This window comes from Heminiphilus faecis (genome assembly GCF_008728965.1).
In the GTDB taxonomy this organism is placed as follows: Bacteria; Bacteroidota; Bacteroidia; order Bacteroidales; family Muribaculaceae; genus Muribaculum; species Muribaculum faecis.
The window spans coordinates 33,487-53,535 of sequence record NZ_VSMC01000023.1 but is presented as its reverse complement, the minus strand read 5'-3'; the positions used below and the strand labels follow the sequence as shown (position 1 = coordinate 53,535).

Sequence of the window (20,049 nt, the reverse complement as noted above, 5' to 3'; positions counted from 1 at the left end):
ATAGATTTTATTATTACCCCTTACACCAGGACTCGGGTTCTTAAATCTACACAAAAAATCTCTAATAACTCTTGTGTTAAGCGGTTAATGTTATTTGGGCCAAAAGGGTCAATCATATTATGGCCAAGGTGGGTAAATTCTGTTTGGCCAAAAGGGTCAAAGTAGAGTGGCTTTTCCAGAAGTCTTGGAAGCTGGACTTTCGGGCAATAAAAAAAGCCACAAATCATTGATTTGTAGCTTTTTGTCCGCTTACTGACCATTTCTGTCCAGTAAGTTCAGCGGAGAGAGAGGCTCCCGAACCTACGCTTTCAGAAAATATCATAAAATTGCAAATCACTGATAATCATACATTATCTACAATGCAGAGTAAATCTAAATCTTTCTAAATACCTTTTGCTATTTCAATTTTTGGGTGTATATTTGGGTGTAGAATTTCAAACGCACCTAATTATGAATATCAAACGTAACATCATTTTTGCATTGGAGAGCCGGAAGAAGAACGGTGTGCCAATCGTAGAGAACGTGCCTATCCGTATGCGTGTCATATACGCAAGCCAACGCATCGAGTTTACAACAGGCTACCGGATTGACGTAGCCAAATGGGATGCCGACAAACAACGGGTAAAGAACGGTTGCACCAACAAGCTGAAACAAAGCGCATCCGAAATCAATGCGGACTTGCTGAAATACTATGCCGAAATGCAAAACGTGTTCAAGGAGTTTGAGGTACAGGAAACCATGCCCACCACCCAACAGCTAAAGGATGCATTCAATCTGCGGATGAAAGACAGCAGTGAAGAACAGCCGGAAGAAGCGCAGATAAGTTTTTGGGAAGTGTTCGATGAGTTTGTAAAAGAGTGTGGCAACCAGAATAATTGGACGGCATCCACATACGAGAAATTTGCAGCGGTGAGAAATCACATCAAAGAGTTCAAGGAGGATGTAACCTTTGAATACTTCAACGAATTCGGGCTAAATGAGTATGTCAATTTCTTGCGTGACAAAAAGGACATGAGAAACAGCACCATCGGCAAACAGATGGGATTTCTCAAATGGTTCCTGCGTTGGAGCTTCAAAAAAGGGCATCATCAGAACATTGCATACGACGCATTCAAACCCAAATTGAAAACAACCCCTAAAAAGGTGATATTCCTGACATGGGATGAACTGAACAAGCTGAAAGATTATCAGATACCGCATGACAAGCAGTATTTGGAACGTGTCAGGGATGTCTTTCTGTTCTGCTGCTTCACGAGTTTACGATATTCGGATGTTCGTAACCTTAAAAGAAGTGATATTAAGCCCGACCACATTGAAGTCACCACAGTCAAGACTGCGGACAGCCTGATAATCGAACTGAACGACCACAGCAAAGCCATTCTTGAAAAATACAAGGATGTTCATTTTGAGAACCATATGGCATTGCCCGTCATCAGCAATCAGAAGATGAACGATTATCTGAAAGAACTGGGTGAGCTGGCGGAAATCAACGAACCTGTACGGGAAACCTACTATAAGGGAAATGAGCGCATAGATGAAGTCACACCCAAATACGCATTGTTAAGCACCCATGCCGGAAGAAAGACTTTCATCTGTAATGCGTTGGCACTCGGAATTCCGGCACCGGTGGTTATGAAATGGACTGGACACAGTGATTACAAAGCCATGAAGCCCTATATTGACATAGCGGATGACATTAGAGCAAACGCCATGAACAAGTTTAATCAACTATAAAAGTATCAATTAGTTTCATAGATTACCACCATTGAAGTATATTTGTATTCTGAAAATATCATAAGATGATTAACAACGGACATAACATAGAAAAGACGAACTTTGACGCATTTATAAATGCGATCGGTTCGGAAATACAGCAGGCGCAAGTCCGGCTGATTACCGCAGCCAATGCGCAAATGTTGTTCCATTACTGGAAAATGGGCAACTATATTCTCTATCATCAGCAATTGCACGGATGGGGAAGCAAAACCATCAAACAGCTGGCAAAGGCTATCCGGCTGAATTTTCCTGAAAAGAAAGGCTATTCGGAACGCAACCTTACCTATATGTGTCAGTTTGCAAAGGCATATTCTTTAAGGACATTACAGAATTTCATTGAAACGGACGCAAAGCTGATAGCTCCAAGCGTGGAGAAAATTGCAGACGAAGTACGCTACTTAAACAATGTGCAATTTACGCAAGAGCCTCTTGCGCAAATTCAATCTACTGGTAACAAGGAAATTACAATCACGCAAGAACCTCTTGCACAAATTCATAATGTTGCCAAAACCGTATCCGACATTTACCGTATGGAAATTAAGGATATAGAAAACATATTTATGGCATCACCTGTTGCAAAAACCAATTGGGCGAGCCATGTGATTATGCTTAACAGTTCGCTTCCATTGGGTGTAAGCTATTGGTACATGAAACAGTCCGTAGAAATGGGCTGGAGCAGCAATGTTCTTAAAATACAAATTGAAACCAATCTGTATAGCAGACAAATCAGCAACAACAAGGTTAATAATTTCACAGCCACGCTTCCTGCACCGCAAAGCGACCTTGCCAATTACCTTCTGAAAGACCCATACATCTTTGACTTGGCTGGAACGAAGGAAAAGGCAGACGAAAGGGACATAGAAGAACAACTGGTTAAGCACGTCACCCGTTACTTGTTGGAAATGGGAAATGGCTTTGCTTTCGTTGCCCGACAAAAACACTTTCAAATTGGCAACAGCGATTTCTTTGCCGACCTGATTCTGTATTCAATCCCCCTGCACGCATACATCGTAGTGGAATTGAAAGCAACCCCATTCAAACCGGAGTATGCAGGACAACTGAACTTCTACATCAATGTGGTGGACGACAAACTGAGGGGAGAGAATGACAACAAGACTATCGGATTGTTGCTGTGCAAGGGGAAAGACGAAGTTGTAGCGCAATACGCATTGACAGGCTACGACCAGCCGATAGGCATCAGCGATTACCAGTTGAGCAAGGCTATACCTGAAAACTTAAAATCGGCTCTGCCAAGTATAGAAGAAGTGGAGGAAGAACTGACTTCCTTCCTTGATAAAGATAAGAACCCGTAAACCAAGCGTATATGGCAGGAGAAATACAGATCATGATTCCCCAATATGGCGAACTCAATCGGATATACAACGACTTTTTAATCAGCCATACTTTCTCTTTTGACAGGCAGAAATTCATCACGGACTTCTACAAGCAATACAATGACACAAAAGCTTTTGAAGCCGCCATCCTTGAACTGGTGCTTGACAAACCGAAGGAACAATATACTCTGGTTCTCAACAGCCTGAGAACCGAGATAGAGAAAAACATACTGATTTACGAAAAACATCCATTGTTTGATAACGAGGTAATTTCTCGTGTATGCTACAACTTCGCAGGCAGACATGATATTGATATAAAGGCGCAACTGGAGGTTACACAAAAATTAAGCAAGCCTTTGAATGAAGCATACAACAGGTATGATTCCATTGGCTACAGGGTACATACGGCAGCAGAAGAAAAACAAGCCGAAAAGGAGTATGAACGCTGCAAGGCTGAATATGAGAAGGAAAAAGAAGAACTGGACAGGCTTTATGAATTGGAAAGGCAGGCAAGAAAAGAAGCTTTCCAATATATAGAGAACTGTTGCGGAGATATTTATAAACTGAGTTTTCATTTTATGGAAATATTGGCAAAATATATTCCCGTAGCAAAAGACAAGCCGGATGAAACGAGCAAGCAAGAGAAACAGCAGGATGCGCTAAAGGAGCAACCCGAATATTTCGATGCAGAATTACTTTCGCTTATTCATAAAGTCTGTGTGGGGGAACAGTTTGAAGATATTGCAACGCAGGACTTTTATGCCAACATGAACCTCTACTCCTGTAAAAAGGAATTAAAAATCAAGGCACGAGAAAAAATACGGGTGTGTTACCTGATATTCCTGATGAGTGAAAGACTGCCCAAACAAGACAGGGATAAATGGAAGAATATAATCCTGAAACAGTTGGATATTGACGAGAACTACTACAAGTCAAAGTACAAGGAACCGGTGTCGGATTTTCCAAGTGACAGTAACCAGAAGTTCGCCAAAGAAATGGACGCAATATTCCGATAATCCGTGATACACCCTGATATTTTACGAAATTACCACTTTTACCACTCAAATTAATTTTTGAGTGGTATTTTTATTATCTGATATTCAGAGAAATAATAAAATATTCCATTTATACCAACCACATCCTTTCCACTCACTCCCCTATCTAATTTTGCATCGTTCGAGAACAGAGATAACAGCCAGTGCGCAGGGCTGATTGTTTAACGGCTAAATAGATTGAACTATGACAAATCTTCAAGAGTTATTATTAAAACCCGTCTGGCAGATGACAGGCGAAGAGTTCATATTCCTGAGCAAGCACGCTTCCGGTCAAACGGAAGTGCAACCACGACCCGTTACGGACACAGAAAGAAAGTATGTGTACGGAATACTGGGCATAGCCAAACTGTTCGGGTGCAGCCTGCCCACCGCCAACCGCATCAAGAAAAGCGGAAAGATTGACAAAGCCATCACCCAGATAGGACGCAAGATTATCGTGGATGTGGAGCTTGCCCTTGAACTGGCAGGAAAGAAAACCGGAGGACGGAAATAACGGGAGGAATGGCTATGGACTATATGAAAGAGTTTAAGGACATATCGGCAGAAGAAGCCGTAATCCTTTGGCAAGCCTCACGTTTGAGTCTGTCGAAAAGTTATGAGAAAGCACCTGAAATCCTCAAAGTACATGGTTCTGTCATTGGGACATTGGGCAATTTCAGTGCATCCATCGGCAAAGCCAAAAGTAAAAAGACATTCAATGTTTCGGCTATCGTAGCCGCTGCATTGAAGAATGGCACAGTGTTGCGGTATGTAGCGGAGCTCTCCGGCGGGAAGCGGAAAGTGCTTTATGTTGATACGGAGCAAAGTCCTTATCATTGCCTGAAAGTCATGAAACGTATTTTACGGATGGCAGGCTTGCCTGATGACAGGGACAATGAGAACCTTGAATTTCTCGCTTTGAGAAAATACACACCTGAGCAGCGTATAAAGATTGTCGAACAGGCTATCTATAATACGCCCGACATTGGGCTTGTAATCATAGATGGTATCCGTGACATGGTATATGATATCAACAGCCCCGGCGAATCCACACGCATCATATCCAAACTGATGCAGTGGACGGACGACAGGCAGATACATATCCATACGATACTGCACCAGAACAAAGGGGATGAGAATGCGAGAGGGCATATCGGCACGGAGTTGAACAATAAGGCGGAAACCGTATTGCTGGTGGAAAAGGACAAAAGCAACGGAGATATAAGCAATGTTTCAGCCATGCACATCCGGGCAATGGATTTCGAGCCTTTTTCATTCCGCATCAATGACAATGCCCTGCCTGAACTCATAGAGGGCTACAAACCCGAAGCGAAAAAACCGGGAAGACCGGAAGAGGAAAAGTTCGACCCTTACAGACATATCACCGAACAGCAGCACCGTATCGCATTGGAAGCCGTTTTCGGGCTGAAAGAGGAATACGGTTACAAGGAACTGGAAGATGCTTTAATCAAAAGCTATACGTCAATAGGTGTAAAGCTGAACCATCAAAAGGCGGTACCGCTCATCACCATGCTTCGCAACAAACGGATGATAGTGCAGGAGAACGGCAGAAAATACACATTCATGCCCGACTTCCACTATTAGCCTGTTGCTTGTAATCGCTTCACTTTATTCTGTGTGTCTATATATTAAGGATAAAGCGAAGTGATGCAAGGAATGGATAAACCGCTTCACTTTATTACCGTACTCTATATATACGACAATTTAGTGAAGTGGTTATACAGACCGTACTTCTTAAAATGGTACGGGCGAAAAGAAAAATAAATTAATTCACCAACTACTCAAACAATTATCTTATGGATATACAGACAGCCAAGCAAATCAGGATAGCAGATTATCTTCACAGTTTGGGATATTCTCCCGTCAAACAACAGGGTATCAACCTATGGTATAAATCACCGTTAAGGGAAGAAACTGAATCCTCGTTCAAGGTAAATACCGAGCGCAACCAATGGTATGATTTTGCACTCGGCAAAGGCGGCGGCATCATCGAACTGGCTTCACACTTATATGCTACCGACCATCTACCTTATATATTGGAACGCATAGCGGAACAGACACCACATATCCGTCCTGTTTCTTTCTCTTTTGGCAAGCAGTCATCTTCCGAGCCACGTTTTCAACAACTGGAGATTGTACCGCTTTCTTCGCCTGCCCTACTCTCATATTTGCAGGAAAGGGGAATAAACACGGAACTGGCGAAAAGAGAATGCCGCGAAGCTCATTTCACCAACAACAGCAAACGGTATTTCGCCATTGCCTTTCCAAACATATCGGGCGGCTATGAGATTCGCAACCGTTATTTCAAGGGCTGTATTGCCCCTAAGGAAATCTCCCACATCAGACAGGCGGGAAAAGCGAGGGAAACGTGTTATGTGTTCGAGGGATTTATGGACTATCTTTCATTTCTTACTTTGAGATTGGAAAATTGCCCAAAATTTCCCGAACTGGACAGACAAGATTATATGGTATTGAACTCTGTATCGAATGTGAGCAAGGCTCTCTATCCTTTGGGTAGCTACGAGCGCATCCATTGTTTCTTTGACAATGACCGTGCAGGGATGGAAGCACTCCGGCAAATTCGTATGGAATACGGCAGGGATTTATACATCCGTGACGCTTCGCAAACCTACAGCGGATGCAAGGACTTGAACGAATACTTACAGAAACAGGCTGAAAGAAACAGGCAAGTCCAGTCCGTAAGAGAGACGCACACCCAGCCACCGAAAAAGAAGAACGGCTTTCGGTTATAGCCCACTATAACTACACGCTCCGCTTTCGTAGTTGTGGGCTCTCCCGAGGGGATTAGGGCTTTGCCCTAATAACCCACTCAGGGCGTTCACCCCTGAGAACCCCGAGCAAAGAGTGACCCTCTCTTTGCAATCACCGCTTATGGGTTGCACCCCTAAGAACCCCACTGCGGAAGCGAACAAAGTAATCTAATGTAAACAAAAAAACTATGGCAACAAAATCAAGCATACATATCAAGCCTTGCAACATCGCATCGAGCGAGGCACACAACCGAAGGACTGCCGAGTACATACGCAACATCGGAGAGTCCAGAATCTATGTCGTTTCCAAACTTTCCACCGATAACGAGCAGTGGGTAAATCCTAACTTCGGCACTACCGAATTGCGGACACATTACGACAACATCAAACGGATGGTCAAGGAAAAGACCGGACGTGCCATGCAGGAGAAAGAACGTGAACGCAAAGGCAAGAACGGAAAAATCATCAAGGTGGCAGGGTGTTCACCTATCCGTGAGGGGGTGTTGCTCATCAGAGCGGACACCACATTGGCAGATGTGCATAAATTTGGCGAGGAGTGCAAACAACGCTGGGGTATTACTCCGCTGCAAATCTTCCTGCACAAAGATGAAGGACATTGGCTGAGCGGACAACCCGAAGCTGAAGACAGAGAGAGTTTCCAAATTGATGGAAAGTGGTTCAAGCCGAATTATCACGCTCATATCGTTTTCGATTGGATGAACCACGATACAGGAAAAAGCTGTAAACTCAATGACGAGGATATGACCGAAATGCAAAGTTTGGCTTCTGACATTCTCCTGATGGAACGAGGACAATCTAAAACCGAAACAGGCAAGGAACATCTGGAACGTAACGATTTCATCATAAAGAAACAGAAAGCCGAACTGCAACGTATAGAGGAAACACAAAGGCACAAGAAGCAGCAGGTAACTCTTGCTGAGCAAGAACTCAAACAGGTAAAATCGGAAATACGCACCGACAAACTCAAAAGCGCAGCTACCGATGCAGCCACAGCCATAGCAAGCGGTGTCGGTTCTCTTTTCGGAAGCGGAAAATTGAAAGATTTGGAACAAACCAATGAGAATTTACGTCATGAAATTGCCAAGCGTGACAAGGGTATTGATGAATTAAAAGCCAAGATGCAACAAATGCAGGAACAGCACGGCAAGCAGATTCGTAACCTACAAGGAATACATAATCAAGAGCTTGAAATCAAAGACAAGGAAATATCACGATTGAACACCATTCTTGAAAAAGCGTTCAACTGGTTCCCTTTACTCAAAGAGATGTTTAGAATGGAAAAATTCTGCTATGCCATCGGATTTACCAAAGATATGGTAAACAATCTTTTGACAAAAAAAGAAGCAATCAGATGCAATGGGAAAATCTATTCCGAAGAGCATAGACGAAAGTTTGACATAAAGAACGATATTTTCAAGATTGAGAAAAGTTCGGTTGATAATAATAAATTGGTGCTTACAATAAACAGGCAACCGATAGGCGAATGGTTCAAAGAGCAATGGGAGAAACTCCGGCAAGGTTTACGACAATCAGCGGAAGAGCCAAGAAAAAGTAGAGGATTCAAGCTATAATTCCGCTCTATATAATGCAAAACATCAATAAAATAACTAATTTTGCATTCGGATAGGGGCAACTCTTTCCAAGACATAAGAAAAAGAAGCGTTATGCTCATCTTGTAACTTGAAAACCTGAGAGCCTTTCAAATTTGATGCAAGAGATAGCATAGTGGTTCTCACGCATATAGCGTGGGCTGCTATCGTTGTATCTGCATCATAGGCTTTCTCAGGGCCGTCAAGTTAGATTGACATAGGTAGTCCACGCTTTTGTATTTAATAACCTACCCTGTTGGACTGATGGGCGAAAAGGAAAACGATATGGAACAAAAATTCTGTCAAAGCTGCGGAATGCCGCTAACAAACGAAATCCTCGGTACGAATACCGATGGCACACTCAATGAAGATTATTGCATCTACTGCTACAAAGATGGCAAGTTTGCGCAGGATATGACTATGGAGCAGATGATTGACCACTGCGCCCAATTCACTGATGAGATAAACAAACAGTCAGGACAGAACTTGACACAGGAACAGGCTAAAGACATGATGCGTCAATTCTTCCCTCACCTTAAACGCTGGAAAAATAGACTCGTTATGTTTATTGCAATTCTCACATACAAAAAGCCGTTGAGCGAGGTTGATAACTATCTGAGTGCGCACCGTGAATATCTCGCCAAACATTATGCCATCGGAGATTTCATAACATCTGGGCCACAGATCCCTCGCATTGGTGGCGTGATAATGATAAAAGCCAACAACCGCGAAGCGGTTGATGCTATTATTTCCGAAGATCCGTTCCACATCAACGACATTGCCAACTATCAGATTGTGGAATTTACCCCGACAATGTTTTGCAATGAAGAGTTGAAAACAATTCTATAATGATGCGCCTTAGTCTTAGACCATATCAGCCCACAGATGCCAATGTAATTACTACTTGGCTAAAAAACGAATATCTTATGCGCCAATGGTGCGCTGACAGATATGAGTGTTACCCGGTCACACCAGAAGATATGAATATCTATCACGAGCGGTATATTGACGGACAAAGTCAACGCGCCCTGACAATGTTGAATGGCAATAACATTGTGGGATATATCACCCTGCGCACTCCGGCAGATGATTCATCGGAACAACGCTTGGGATTCGTCATTGTCGATGATTCAAAACGTGGTCAAGGTTTTGGTAAAACTCTTGTTTCAATGGCAGTCAAATATGCTTTTGAGACGCTTGGTGCTACGAAAGTATCACTCGGTGTCTTTGAAAATAATCCGTCAGCCATCCATTGCTATAAGTCTGTCGGATTCAGGCGCGTGATTGTTCCAACAACAGAAAGCTATTCTTGCTTGGGCGAAACTTGGAATTGCATTGAAATGGAACAATACAAAGGACTATGAAAGTAATTGGAATTAACGGCAGCTCACGGAAAGATGGTAATACAGCTATCATAATCCGCACGATATTTGAGGAACTGAATAAGAGAGGTATTGAAACCGAGTTTATCCAATTGGCCGATGTCGATATAGAGCCATGCCGTGCTTGTTTTGCCTGTAAAGGTAAAGGTAATTGTGTATTCCGCAAAGACGGTTTTTCCGATGTATTTAGCAAAATGGTTAGAGCTGACGGGATAATTCTCGGTTCGCCGGTTTATTCAGCAGATGTTTCCTCTCGAATGAAAGCATTGTTGGACAGAGGTGGCGTTGTCGCTGCTGTCAATCCGGGAATATTGAAACATAAATTGGGCGTGGCAGTTGCCGCCGTTCGTCGTGCCGGGGGGATGACAGCCGTTGACACTATGAATCATTTCTTTCTCAATAAAGAGATGATTGTCATAGGCTCGACATATTGGAACATGGTTTATGGGCGAGAAATTGGCGATGTCCTTAAAGATGACGAGGGAATTGCCAATATGCGCAATCTTGGTCAGAACATGGCTCTAATTCTGTCTAAATTAAAATTATAATATATTATGCCGTACATTTCAGTTGAAAGCGGGGCTTTGACCTCCGAACAGAAGAAAGAACTTATTGAGCGGCTGACAGCAACAGCTGCCGAAATAACCCATATCCCGGCGCAATTCTTCACCGTAACCATTAAGGAATTGCCGGATGAGAACTTTGGTATCGGCGGCAAGTCGATTGATGAAATAAAACGTAGCTATAAAGGATAGTATTATGAATATCGAGGAACAACTACGGCGATTATCCGAAAGGGAAACAGATATGCACTTCAACAATGTAGAGGTTAATCCGGAAATCATACGGGCAATCATGATAAATGAGGTTGTCCCCTCATGCCCGGAAGATGATTTCTATGGAAAGCCGGATGCCGCATATATGTCAACGACAATTCCATTGTTCCGAAAAGCCGGGATAGAGGTGAATTCCGCACCGGATATCCTGAACAAAGGGATTTACATCACCAACGCTGTTAAGATGCCCAAAACCGAATATGCCGTTTCAAAAGAGAACATAGAGGAAAATCTGCCTTATCTGGAAAGAGAACTTGCATTGTTTCCCAATGTCAGGGTCATTATGCTTATGGGGGATGTGGCAAAGAAAGCCTTTAATATGATAAGCAAGAAGGCGACCGGGAAGAATGCTGTCCCAAGCATATCTACCTATAAATTGCGCAATACCGAGATTTTATACAACGGTATTCGTATCCTTCCATCCTATATAATGACGGGGCAAAATATCCTGATTGAGAAATCAAAATTTGAAATGGCATCGGAGGATATTGCAACGATGCACCGGTTAATTAAAGAATCATGATTACAATATGGCTATTACACCTGACAACATTCTGAAATATTGCCTTGACAACCTTGAAGGAGTTGTCGAAGTTCGTAGCTGGGGCGAGCGTGGTATTTTCTATAATCCCAGTAGCGTACTGAAACGTGGCGTATATGTCTTGACAATCAAAGAAAAGGATGGTGACAATGACCGAGCTTCCCGACTAGACCGTGAGGGAGCGTGGCGAGTGAATATAGGTGTCCGAAAACAGACATTCCGCACTTTGTTCGGAGAATTGCCCAAACGTCCATGCAAAGGCAGTATTGTGGATATGCCATATAACTTTAGTGCAAAGAATGTCATTATGCCGCATCCGGTCTATGCGTGGATGGGTTGGATTTGCGCTTTGAGCCCATCCGAAACGACTTTTGAATCATTGAAGCCATATATCCTCGAATCTTATGAATATGCAAAAGAGAAATTCAGCAAAAGGAAATAGCCGTTGTGATAAGAAACATATTTATTGATTGTGTATCACAGTTGCAGTAATTTACCCTTGGCGATTGCTCGTTTTGCAGCAGAGCGCAGCGACATGGCTGTGTGTATGATATTGTTTTAGGCTTCATAAGGTGATTGAAAATGGAAAGAATCACTGATCAATGCATAGTCGCTCGGCAGTTTTCTTAAATAATACAAAAACACCCAATTTTACATTCTTGGGTGTAAAATTGGGTGTTCATTTTGCAATTTGCTGATTTTCAGCATTTATTGCGGAGAGAGAGGGATTCGAACCCCCGGAGGTGTGACCCTCAACGGTTTTCAAGACCGCCGCAATCGACCACTCTGCCACCTCTCCATGGATGACGGGTGCAAAGTTAGATACTTTTTTTGGTTTGTGCAAGTAATTTTATGTTTTTTCGCGAAAATTTGAGCCAGTCTCCGGTTATTGCCGAAAGTTCTACACCGGACGCCGTCTCGACGGGCGATAGTTTGTCTACAGGTACTATGATAAGTGAGTATCTGGGATTGCGGAGATACAAGTACATATTTTTGTCATCAGCACTTGCATCGGTTATATCGGTCCAGCCGATCAGTTCGGGCTCAGGCACGTTCGTGTTTTCATATTCGGCAATGTATGTTATATGCAGTCCGGAGTTGTCAGCCGTGATGTAGTGTAAGAGTATTGAGTAGCGGGCGGCCGGCGTCACACCGTAGTAAAAGTATATTATAAATACGGCTGGAGGAATGACTGTGAATATCATGATCAGAGCCACAAACATAAAGCGTATGTCGCCCATCGCGGCAAGCATGAGGCTTATTGCGGGCGCTATGGCAAGCATCCACCAGTTGTCGGCGAGCCATCGTTTAGTTATACTTGCGATAAGGCATGAGGGTGAAACTTTGAATCGGGCGGTTGTCATGGCACCAAAGTTACACAAAATCTTGCAAACGGACACAATTGTCCGATATCGGACAGTTCTTGAAATGAGACTATGCTGGTTATCAAAGAGATGCGTTTTTGGCACGGTTAATGTACTATTATTGTCATATAATACAAAGTTTTTTACAATGGATAGAGAAATTCCTAAAGAAGTGCGTGCACGGGCACGTCGTAAGACATTCATCACTTACGGAGCCATAGCTGCGGCTGTGATTGCCGTTGTAGTTGTGCTTACATCTTTGATGCGTACGAGCCTTACGCGCAAGGATGTCATCATAGTCACCGCCGATCAGGGCAGCATTGAGACTACCGTCAGCGCCACGGGTAAGGTTGTTCCGGCATTTGAAGAGATTATAAACTCACCGATCAACACCCGCATAGTGGAGATTTACTGTAAGGCCGGCGATAGTGTAGGGGCAGGTACTCCGCTGCTGCGTCTTGATCTGCAGAGTACCGAGACGGAGCTCAACAAGTTGATGGACCAGATAGAGATGAAACGGTATGAGCTTGAGCAGCAGCGTATAAATAACGATACACGCTTGAGCGACCTCGACATGCAGATCAAGGTCAAGGCTATGGCGGTAAACCGTATGGAGGTCGAGCTTCGCAACGAACGCTATCTTGACAGTCTCGGCTCGGGCACCGGCGACCGTGTGAAGCAGGTAGAACTCGCCTACAATACCGGCAAGCTGGAGCTGGAGCAGATGAAACAGCAACTCGAAAACGAGCGCAAGGTCACTGATGCCGACCTTAAAGTAAAAGATCTGGAGCTAAACATATTCGGAAAAAATCTCGGAGAGATGAAGCGTACTCTTGATGACGCCCGTATCAAGGCTCCTCGCGCCGCCACACTTACATATATAAACAATCAGATAGGCCAGAAGGTAAGCGAAGGCGAGCGTATAGCTGTGATATCGGATCTCAGCCACTTCAAAGTCGAAGGGGAGATAGCCGACTCGTACGGCGACCGCGTGAGCGTAGGCGGCAAGGCTGTTGTCAAGATAGGCAAGGAGAAACTAAGCGGCACTGTGACGAACGTCACTCCTCTGTCGCGCAACGGAGTCATATCGTTTAACGTACAGCTCGACGAGGACAATCACCGTCGTCTGCGCTCGGGACTCAAGACCGACGTATATGTCATGTGCGATGTGGTGGAGGACGTGACGCGTATAGCCAACGGCTCCTTCTACACCGGCCCGGGAGAGTATGAACTGTTTGTCCTCGACGGCGAGAACGAGCTTGTTAAGCGTAAAGTGCGTCTTGGCGACAGCAACTTCGAGAATGTCGAGGTGGTACGCGGCATCAGTCCCGGCGAACAGGTGGTGATAAGTGACATGAGCCAGTACAAGAACAGCAATAAACTCAAACTGAAATGAAAGACTTCCGACAATCGCTGACTCAGACTTGGGCCGATGCCCGGAAGCAACCGGCCTTTGCCGCGCTCTATGTGGGCGGTGTGGCTCTTGCCATAGCTTTCACCATGATATTCGCCATGATATATTATGTGAAACTTGCTCCTGTCTATCCCGAATACAATCGTGGCGGCACATTGTATGTCAACAGTGTGTCATATAAAGATGAGGCAAAAAACATGTCCTGTATGTCGCTTGTAGGCTATCCTTTTTTCCGCGATTACCTGTCGCAGGTTGAGAATGCGGAGATTGTATCGGCTCATGTCACCCCCAATGCAAGCAGCTGCTCGTTTATCGGCACAGTAGACGGGGCCAAGCAGTTTGAAGTGGAGGCAAAAGGTGTCGACCCTGCATTTTTTGAGCTTTATGGGTTCCGCTTTATAGCGGGCAAACCGTTTGATGAGGCCGACCTTAACAGTGCGCTTCCGGTATGTGTCATAAGTCATCGTATGGCAGAGAGGCTTTTCGGCAATCCGGAGGATGCCGTGGGCAAGTATGTTGATTATAATGACGTAAGGTCACGTGTGACCGGGGTTGTCAAGGAGGGTAGTGTACTTACCCCGGCGTCGTTTGCACAGGTTTATTGTCCTTATACAACTGTACCCGGTTATGACCGTGTAAGTCCGTGTGGTGTGCCTTGGGTAGGAAGTGTGGGTGTGAGCTATTTTGTAAAAGACAATGAGCAGGAAGCCGCTTTGCGTGCTGAGCTAAACGAGATCGTGCGTCGTGTAAATGCCGCCGATACAACCGGTGTCGTGTCAATGCCCAATCCGCTCGTGACGCATTATCAGACGGCATTCATGGATTCTAATAATGAGGAGTTTTCTTGGATGACAGTGGCTAAGAAATATGCCGTGATACTTCTGGTGCTGTTGCTTGTGCCGGCTATGAATCTCAGCGGCATGATAGCCGGACGCATGGAGGCGCGCCTCGCGGAGATGGGTATCCGTAAATCGTTTGGCGCCACACGCCGCCGTCTGCTTTCGCAGGTCCTTGCCGAGAACCTTTATATGACTCTCGCCGGTGGACTGCTCGGCCTTGTGGTTGCTTGGGTCATGATGTTTGCCAACCGCAGTTGGATCTACGGCATCATGACGAAGTATTCGAATTTACACGTCGATACGGTGACAACCCAAGTATCGGGCGAGATGCTTTTTGCTCCTGCCGTATTTATTGCCACATTGCTTCTGTGTGTAGTCCTGAACCTTGCCTCGGCCCTGTTGCCTGTATGGTGGTCGCTCAGACGCCCTATAGTATCATCGCTTAATGAAAAAAGATAGACTGTTATGTTTCGACTAATAATAAAAAATCTGTGGAGCCGCCGCAAGCGTAACGGCTGGCTTCTTGCAGAGCTTGTCATAGTCACTGTGCTTGCGTGGATTATTCTCGACCCCGTCATTGTGAAGACTTATGTGGCCCATTGCTCTCCCGGCTATGACGCCGAAAGGCTTGCACGTATAAGCCTGTTTGAAATATCGCCTATGTCGTCGCGGTATGACGCCGCAGCCGCCACTCCCGAGGCAAGGACGGAGGCTATTACACGCATAATCGGTTCTATAGCCGGACATCCATGCGTCGATAAGGTGGTGCCTGTGCTTAGATGGGCGACTTTTGAAAGTCAGGGAAGTTCTTGGGAAGTCGTAAATCCAAATGACTCGGTAAGCCTAAGTGTGTCGAGGATCGATTATGTCGGCGGCACGCCGTTTTTCGAGACATTTGGTCTTGAAGGAGTGGCCGGAGGTCCTTCGGCGGCTCAACTTGACGGCATGACTCCCGGTCCCGGCGAGATTGTGATAAGCGAGTCACTTGCGAGGGCTCTGTTTCCTGATGGTAAAGCTTTAGGACACTATATGCTGGAAAACACTCATGATTTCGATGAGGCATCTGCTGCCGACAATGACCGCAGGATTGTCGGAGTTGTCAATGACGCCGTGATACGAAGTTCCATGGGCCGTAGCATGATTACCTACACGTCATCGACTCTTGCCGGACTTGTATCTAATGATGCCGGCAATATTGAACTGGTAGTACGCATTAAACCCAATGTAAATATGGCCTCGTTTCTAAACGATTTTCGTCCGCTCATTAATACGGAATTGAAATCAGGCAATGTCAAGGCGTATGACATAAAGTCTTATGAGTCGATAAAAGAGGACCTCGGCCTGTCGCAGGGCGAGACTAACGAATTGCGTCTTAAGACCGCTCTCGCCGTATTTTTCCTTGTCAACCTGTGTCTGGGCGTTATAGGCACATTCTATCTCCAGACACGCAAGCGAAGCGAGGATGCCGGCGTGATGCGTTCATTCGGGGCCACTCCCGGATATATAATGCGCGAGATGCTCGGAGAGGTATGGGTACTTGCCACTCTGGCATGGCTCGTCGGATGTCTTGCATATATGCAGTATGCCCTTAAGGAGGGCCTTGAGATTATAGGAGGTTTTAATGGAGCCACTCTTGCCGCTTACATGCCCGACTGGACCGATAGCTTCATGCTGCATTTCACCATCGTGTCGCTTATCATATATGTGATACTGATAGCGGTGGTTAGTGCCGGTGTATACCTGCCGGCAAGGCGCATAAGCCGGGTGAGCCCGGTCGACGCGTTACGTGACGAATGACACTGTGATAAATTTTTGTGAAATATAGTTCAAAATAAAATAAACAAACATTATGACAATGATTAAACTTAGCGGTATAAATAAGATATACCGTACTGACGAAATTGAGACTCTTGCACTGGAAAATGTGAATCTTACCGTCGATCAAGGCGAGTTTGTAAGCATCATGGGCCCTTCGGGCTGTGGTAAATCGACATTGCTCAATGTCATCGGGTTGTTCGACGAGCCTACAAGCGGCACTATCGAGATGGCCGGCACTGTCATCGGAAAAATGAAGGACAAGCAGCTTGCCGAGTTCCGTAATGCCAATCTCGGTTTTGTATTCCAGAGTTTCCATCTGATCAACTCGCTCAACGTTGTAGACAATGTGGAACTTCCTCTGCTCTACCGCAAGATGCGCGGAAGTGAGCGCACCCGTCTTGCCAAGGAGGTGCTCGAGCGTGTGGGACTGAGCCACCGTATGCGCCACATGCCGTCGCAGCTCTCGGGTGGTCAGTGCCAGCGTGTGGCCATAGCCCGCGCCATAGTAGGCAATCCGGAGATAATACTTGCCGATGAACCGACCGGTAACCTCGACTCAAAGATGGGTGCCGAGGTGATGGAGCTGCTTCACAATCTCAACAAAGAAGACAACCGCACCATAGTCATGGTGACTCACAACGAGGAGCAGGCCAAGATGACCGATCGTATAATGCGTTTCTTCGACGGACGTCAGATACAGTGATGAAGTCGTGTTGAAAATATAACCAATCCATTGTCAGATAATGAATACCAATATTTTTAAACAGACACTGGCTTCTGTCAGGCAGCAACCTGTACTTAGCATTGTAGCCGTGACCGGTACGGCACTCGCCATATTTCTCATTATGGTAGTGGTTATGATGCAGCAGGTCATGGTGGCGCCATTTTCGCCGGAGAGCAACCGCGACAGGTTGTTGCATGCGCAGTACGGATCGATCAAGGCTTTAAACGAGAGTGACGGGTGGTCGTCCAACGGCCCCATTTCTGAAAAATCGGCCAAAGCGCTCTATAAATCGCTTGACACTCCCGAGGCTGTGACTATACATCAGGCATTTCTTGAAACTTCATCGGCGGTGATTCCCGGAGGGACACCTGTTGAGGTCGATCTGTCCAAAACCGATGATGACTTCTGGAAGGTATTTGACTTCCGCTTCATTCACGGCAAACCATATGACAAAGCCGCTTTTGACGCGGGACTGAAGCAGGCGGTGATAACCCGTAGCGTGGCGCGTGCGGTATTTGGCACCGAAGATGTTGTGGGACGTGAGTTCAAGCTTGATTATACAGCCTACTCCGTGGCCGGAGTGGTCGAGGATGTGTCGACACTCGCCTCCGCAGCTTACGCACAGGTGTGGATACCTTATACCTCATCGCCTGTCGAGACGTGGAACAGCGGTCTTATGGGCTCTATGCGGGCTACATTACTCGCCAAGTCGCGCGATGATTTTGATGCCATAAAGAAGGAGGTCGAGCATAATTATGCCAAGTATAATGAAGAGATAGTGCCTACCGGATGGAAATTCGTGCCATTCGGTCGCCCATATGATCAGGAGACGGCTTCGATATGTTTTGATGCCAGCAGCGAGCCCGATGTGACGATTTCACGTCGTAAGCGCTTTGTAGTGTATCTGATACTCCTTATTGTGCCGGCCATCAATCTTAGCAGTATGACCGACAGCCGTATGCGGCAGCGTGTGTCGGAAATCGGTGTCCGTCGCGCTTTCGGCTGTCTGCGTAGCGAAATCGCTCTTCAGATCATAAGCGAAAGTCTGATTATAACACTCTTTGCCGGAGCTTTGGGCTGGCTCATGAGTGTGGTTTTTGCGTACCTGTGCGGCTCCATGCTCTTCACTCAGCCGTTCAGCGCGACGCTTAATCCTCCTTCGGTCGATGTGTCGATGTTGATTCAAGGATCTACATTTTTATGGGCATTGCTGTTCTGCTTCATCCTTAACCTGCTGAGCAGCGGCATACCCTCGTGGCGTGCGTCGCGTACCAAAATAGTAACCGCCCTCAACGGCAATAAACATTGAGCGCTATGGAACGAAAATTGCTTAAACAGATAAAAAACGAATGGCGCAGCAATCTGTGGCTTGCCTTGGAACTACTTGTGGTGAGCGTTGTGCTGTGGTACGTAGTAGACTATTTTTATGTAAAGATAAACTCGTACACTTGTCCGCGCGGTTTTAATATCGAGCACTGTTACAGGATAGGAGTAAAGTCTCTTTCAGAAAACAGTGCCGACTATATTCCAAATCAGACGATGGAAGAGCGCATGGCGGACCGTCAGGAGCTTTTCGACCGCATAAAACGCCGTCCCGAAGTAGAGTATGTGGCCGTGAGCACCAACTCATATCCCTATAACGGCAGCAACAGCGGCAGATGGTTCAGTTACGACACTATAATGTGCAAGGGCTACTGCGTATACCGCAACGTCACACCTGATTTTGTCAATGTGTTTCGTTACGAAGGCACACGCGGCGAAACCTCCGAACAGCTTGCCGAAATACTCCGTCGCGGCGAAGTGCTGCTCTCTGACAATGTGTTCATGTACGACGACATACGCGTGACCGACATAGTGGGTGAGGGTCTCTACCTGAATCGTGACACTACGATGACCTACCGTATAGGCGCGGCCATTAACGAGGTCAAGTATAACGACTTCGGAGGCTGGGGACACGATTTTAGCATGGTAGGCTCGATAGAAAATCCTCTCAACGGAAACGAATGGTGTGTGAGAGTCTACGATGACAAGGACCGCGATTTCATAGAGAACTTCATGGCCGATGCCGACCGGCAGTACCGTGTGGGCAACCTTTATGTGACAAATGTCAGGTCGTTTGATGACATACGGCGCAACTATCAGGTCTATATCACCAATGAAATGCGTAATAACTGTGTGGGCATGGGCTTCCTGCTGCTCAACATATTCCTCGGTCTGTTCGGTACATTCTGGTTCCGTGCGCAGCAGAGGGTGAGCGAGATTGCCATACGTAAGGTAAGCGGCGCCACACGCGGTGACGTGTTCCGCCGGCTTATCGGGGAGGGGCTGTTGCTGCTGACTGTGATAACGCCGCTGGCTTTGGTGGCCGATTTCAATATAGCTAAGCTGGAGATGACCTCTTGGTTCGACGGATATTTCACGGTCATGCGGTTTGTGATATGCACTGCGGTGACCTATGTGATTATGGCTCTCATGATATCGCTCGGTATCGCCATTCCCGCATTCCGTGCCATGAAGATGCCTCCTGCTGTAGCGCTACATGACGAATAGCAAGCGATTTTAATTTTGAAATATTGGTTTATGGT

20 protein-coding genes, 1 tRNA gene and 1 pseudogene are annotated in these 20,049 nt (G+C 45.7%); 20 read left to right on the top strand and 2 right to left on the bottom strand.

Going from position 1 to position 20,049, the window contains the following annotated elements:
- Positions 1 to 450: 450 nt before the first annotated feature.
- The 14 genes and pseudogenes from FW767_RS10200 (at position 451) to FW767_RS10130 (ending at position 11,747) form a co-directional block, all read left to right on the top strand.
- Entirely contained in the window at positions 451 to 1,734 is a 1,284-nt protein-coding gene (locus FW767_RS10200; protein WP_150980574.1) for a site-specific integrase, read from the top strand.
- 65 nt (positions 1,735 to 1,799) lie between these two features.
- Positions 1,800 to 3,089 carry a PDDEXK nuclease domain-containing protein gene (locus FW767_RS10195; protein WP_150980571.1) on the top strand — a complete coding sequence of 430 codons (1,290 nt, stop codon included), beginning with the start codon at positions 1,800 to 1,802 and terminating at the stop codon, positions 3,087 to 3,089.
- Between the two features lie 11 nt (positions 3,090 to 3,100).
- Entirely contained in the window at positions 3,101 to 4,126 is a 1,026-nt protein-coding gene (locus FW767_RS10190) for a hypothetical protein (protein WP_149940669.1), read from the top strand.
- A 223-nt stretch (positions 4,127 to 4,349) separates the two neighbouring features.
- On the top strand, positions 4,350 to 4,658 hold the full coding sequence (locus FW767_RS10185) for a DUF3853 family protein (RefSeq protein ID WP_080650746.1): 309 nt from the start codon (positions 4,350 to 4,352) through the stop codon (positions 4,656 to 4,658).
- Between the two features lie 14 nt (positions 4,659 to 4,672).
- The gene (locus FW767_RS10180; protein ID WP_150980584.1) at positions 4,673 to 5,749 is read left to right on the top strand and encodes an AAA family ATPase; all 1,077 of its coding nucleotides are present in this window, start codon (positions 4,673 to 4,675) and stop codon (positions 5,747 to 5,749) included.
- 212 nt (positions 5,750 to 5,961) lie between these two features.
- A complete protein-coding gene (locus tag FW767_RS10175; protein ID WP_150980568.1) occupies positions 5,962 to 6,918 on the top strand; it encodes a toprim domain-containing protein in 957 nt (318 codons plus the stop codon).
- Positions 6,919 to 7,124: 206 nt separating this feature from the next.
- A complete protein-coding gene (locus FW767_RS10170) occupies positions 7,125 to 8,528 on the top strand; it encodes a mobilization protein (RefSeq protein ID WP_150980566.1) in 1,404 nt (467 codons plus the stop codon).
- 282 nt (positions 8,529 to 8,810) lie between these two features.
- Positions 8,811 to 9,083 (top strand): annotated as a pseudogene (locus tag FW767_RS13335) (zinc ribbon domain-containing protein); the annotation flags it as partial.
- Between the two features lie 24 nt (positions 9,084 to 9,107).
- Positions 9,108 to 9,395, top strand: coding sequence for a YciI family protein (locus tag FW767_RS10155; RefSeq protein WP_035457600.1), 288 nt, complete (start codon positions 9,108 to 9,110; stop codon positions 9,393 to 9,395).
- The gene (locus FW767_RS10150) at positions 9,395 to 9,910 is read left to right on the top strand and encodes a GNAT family N-acetyltransferase (protein WP_150980564.1); all 516 of its coding nucleotides are present in this window, start codon (positions 9,395 to 9,397) and stop codon (positions 9,908 to 9,910) included. The genes FW767_RS10155 and FW767_RS10150 overlap by 1 nt, the downstream gene beginning before the upstream one ends.
- On the top strand, positions 9,907 to 10,476 hold the full coding sequence (locus FW767_RS10145) for a flavodoxin family protein (protein WP_150980561.1): 570 nt from the start codon (positions 9,907 to 9,909) through the stop codon (positions 10,474 to 10,476). The genes FW767_RS10150 and FW767_RS10145 overlap by 4 nt, the downstream gene beginning before the upstream one ends.
- A 6-nt stretch (positions 10,477 to 10,482) precedes the next feature.
- Positions 10,483 to 10,683: a 4-oxalocrotonate tautomerase DmpI gene (gene dmpI / locus FW767_RS10140; protein WP_138298338.1), complete on the top strand. Its 201-nt coding sequence runs from the start codon at positions 10,483 to 10,485 to the stop codon at positions 10,681 to 10,683.
- A 4-nt stretch (positions 10,684 to 10,687) separates the two neighbouring features.
- Positions 10,688 to 11,287, top strand: coding sequence for a uracil-DNA glycosylase family protein (locus FW767_RS10135; protein WP_150980558.1), 600 nt, complete (start codon positions 10,688 to 10,690; stop codon positions 11,285 to 11,287).
- Positions 11,288 to 11,294: 7 nt separating this feature from the next.
- On the top strand, positions 11,295 to 11,747 hold the full coding sequence (locus tag FW767_RS10130; RefSeq protein WP_235898101.1) for a DUF6194 family protein: 453 nt from the start codon (positions 11,295 to 11,297) through the stop codon (positions 11,745 to 11,747).
- A gap of 272 nt (positions 11,748 to 12,019) precedes the next feature.
- Here the strand turns inward: FW767_RS10130 and FW767_RS10125 are convergent.
- Together FW767_RS10125 and FW767_RS10120 are read right to left on the bottom strand one after the other, a co-directional pair.
- A tRNA-Ser gene (locus FW767_RS10125) sits at positions 12,020 to 12,104 on the bottom strand.
- Positions 12,105 to 12,123: 19 nt separating this feature from the next.
- Positions 12,124 to 12,669 carry a hypothetical protein gene (locus FW767_RS10120; RefSeq protein ID WP_121699858.1) on the bottom strand — a complete coding sequence of 182 codons (546 nt, stop codon included), beginning with the start codon at positions 12,667 to 12,669 and terminating at the stop codon, positions 12,124 to 12,126.
- A gap of 148 nt (positions 12,670 to 12,817) precedes the next feature.
- Between FW767_RS10120 and FW767_RS10115 the strand changes: the two genes are divergently transcribed.
- Genes FW767_RS10115 through FW767_RS10090 form a run of 6 tightly spaced genes read left to right on the top strand, consistent with a single transcriptional unit; the run spans position 12,818 to position 20,014 of the window.
- Complete coding sequence (locus tag FW767_RS10115; protein WP_121699857.1) at positions 12,818 to 14,065, top strand: efflux RND transporter periplasmic adaptor subunit; 1,248 nt, start codon at positions 12,818 to 12,820, stop codon at positions 14,063 to 14,065.
- Positions 14,062 to 15,381: an ABC transporter permease gene (locus tag FW767_RS10110; RefSeq protein ID WP_121699856.1), complete on the top strand. Its 1,320-nt coding sequence runs from the start codon at positions 14,062 to 14,064 to the stop codon at positions 15,379 to 15,381. The genes FW767_RS10115 and FW767_RS10110 overlap by 4 nt, the downstream gene beginning before the upstream one ends.
- A gap of 6 nt (positions 15,382 to 15,387) precedes the next feature.
- Complete coding sequence (locus tag FW767_RS10105) at positions 15,388 to 16,719, top strand: ABC transporter permease (RefSeq protein ID WP_121699855.1); 1,332 nt, start codon at positions 15,388 to 15,390, stop codon at positions 16,717 to 16,719.
- A gap of 52 nt (positions 16,720 to 16,771) precedes the next feature.
- Positions 16,772 to 17,443, top strand: coding sequence for an ABC transporter ATP-binding protein (locus tag FW767_RS10100; RefSeq protein ID WP_394349342.1), 672 nt, complete (start codon positions 16,772 to 16,774; stop codon positions 17,441 to 17,443).
- 40 nt (positions 17,444 to 17,483) lie between these two features.
- Positions 17,484 to 18,773: an ABC transporter permease gene (locus FW767_RS10095; RefSeq protein WP_121699854.1), complete on the top strand. Its 1,290-nt coding sequence runs from the start codon at positions 17,484 to 17,486 to the stop codon at positions 18,771 to 18,773.
- A gap of 5 nt (positions 18,774 to 18,778) precedes the next feature.
- Positions 18,779 to 20,014 carry an ABC transporter permease gene (locus tag FW767_RS10090; RefSeq protein WP_121699853.1) on the top strand — a complete coding sequence of 412 codons (1,236 nt, stop codon included), beginning with the start codon at positions 18,779 to 18,781 and terminating at the stop codon, positions 20,012 to 20,014.
- The last annotated feature ends 35 nt before the right edge of the window (positions 20,015 to 20,049 follow it).

Coding starts and splice junctions, on each gene's coding strand:
- FW767_RS10105 (WP_121699855.1), top strand. CDS start 15,388: ATGTTTCGACTAATAATAAAAAATCTGTGGAGCCGCCGCAAGCGTAAC.
- FW767_RS10190 (WP_149940669.1), top strand. CDS start 3,101: ATGGCAGGAGAAATACAGATCATGATTCCCCAATATGGCGAACTCAAT.
- FW767_RS10170 (WP_150980566.1), top strand. CDS start 7,125: ATGGCAACAAAATCAAGCATACATATCAAGCCTTGCAACATCGCATCG.
- FW767_RS10110 (WP_121699856.1), top strand. CDS start 14,062: ATGAAAGACTTCCGACAATCGCTGACTCAGACTTGGGCCGATGCCCGG.
- FW767_RS10155 (WP_035457600.1), top strand. CDS start 9,108: ATGTTTATTGCAATTCTCACATACAAAAAGCCGTTGAGCGAGGTTGAT.
- FW767_RS10145 (WP_150980561.1), top strand. CDS start 9,907: ATGAAAGTAATTGGAATTAACGGCAGCTCACGGAAAGATGGTAATACA.
- FW767_RS10200 (WP_150980574.1), top strand. CDS start 451: ATGAATATCAAACGTAACATCATTTTTGCATTGGAGAGCCGGAAGAAG.
- FW767_RS10180 (WP_150980584.1), top strand. CDS start 4,673: ATGGACTATATGAAAGAGTTTAAGGACATATCGGCAGAAGAAGCCGTA.
- dmpI (WP_138298338.1), top strand. CDS start 10,483: ATGCCGTACATTTCAGTTGAAAGCGGGGCTTTGACCTCCGAACAGAAG.
- FW767_RS10120 (WP_121699858.1), bottom strand. CDS start 12,669: ATGACAACCGCCCGATTCAAAGTTTCACCCTCATGCCTTATCGCAAGT.
- FW767_RS10185 (WP_080650746.1), top strand. CDS start 4,350: ATGACAAATCTTCAAGAGTTATTATTAAAACCCGTCTGGCAGATGACA.
- FW767_RS10130 (WP_235898101.1), top strand. CDS start 11,295: ATGGCTATTACACCTGACAACATTCTGAAATATTGCCTTGACAACCTT.
- FW767_RS10115 (WP_121699857.1), top strand. CDS start 12,818: ATGGATAGAGAAATTCCTAAAGAAGTGCGTGCACGGGCACGTCGTAAG.
- FW767_RS10095 (WP_121699854.1), top strand. CDS start 17,484: ATGAATACCAATATTTTTAAACAGACACTGGCTTCTGTCAGGCAGCAA.
- FW767_RS10135 (WP_150980558.1), top strand. CDS start 10,688: ATGAATATCGAGGAACAACTACGGCGATTATCCGAAAGGGAAACAGAT.
- FW767_RS10195 (WP_150980571.1), top strand. CDS start 1,800: ATGATTAACAACGGACATAACATAGAAAAGACGAACTTTGACGCATTT.
- FW767_RS10175 (WP_150980568.1), top strand. CDS start 5,962: ATGGATATACAGACAGCCAAGCAAATCAGGATAGCAGATTATCTTCAC.
- FW767_RS10150 (WP_150980564.1), top strand. CDS start 9,395: ATGATGCGCCTTAGTCTTAGACCATATCAGCCCACAGATGCCAATGTA.
- FW767_RS10090 (WP_121699853.1), top strand. CDS start 18,779: ATGGAACGAAAATTGCTTAAACAGATAAAAAACGAATGGCGCAGCAAT.
- FW767_RS10100 (WP_394349342.1), top strand. CDS start 16,772: ATGACAATGATTAAACTTAGCGGTATAAATAAGATATACCGTACTGAC.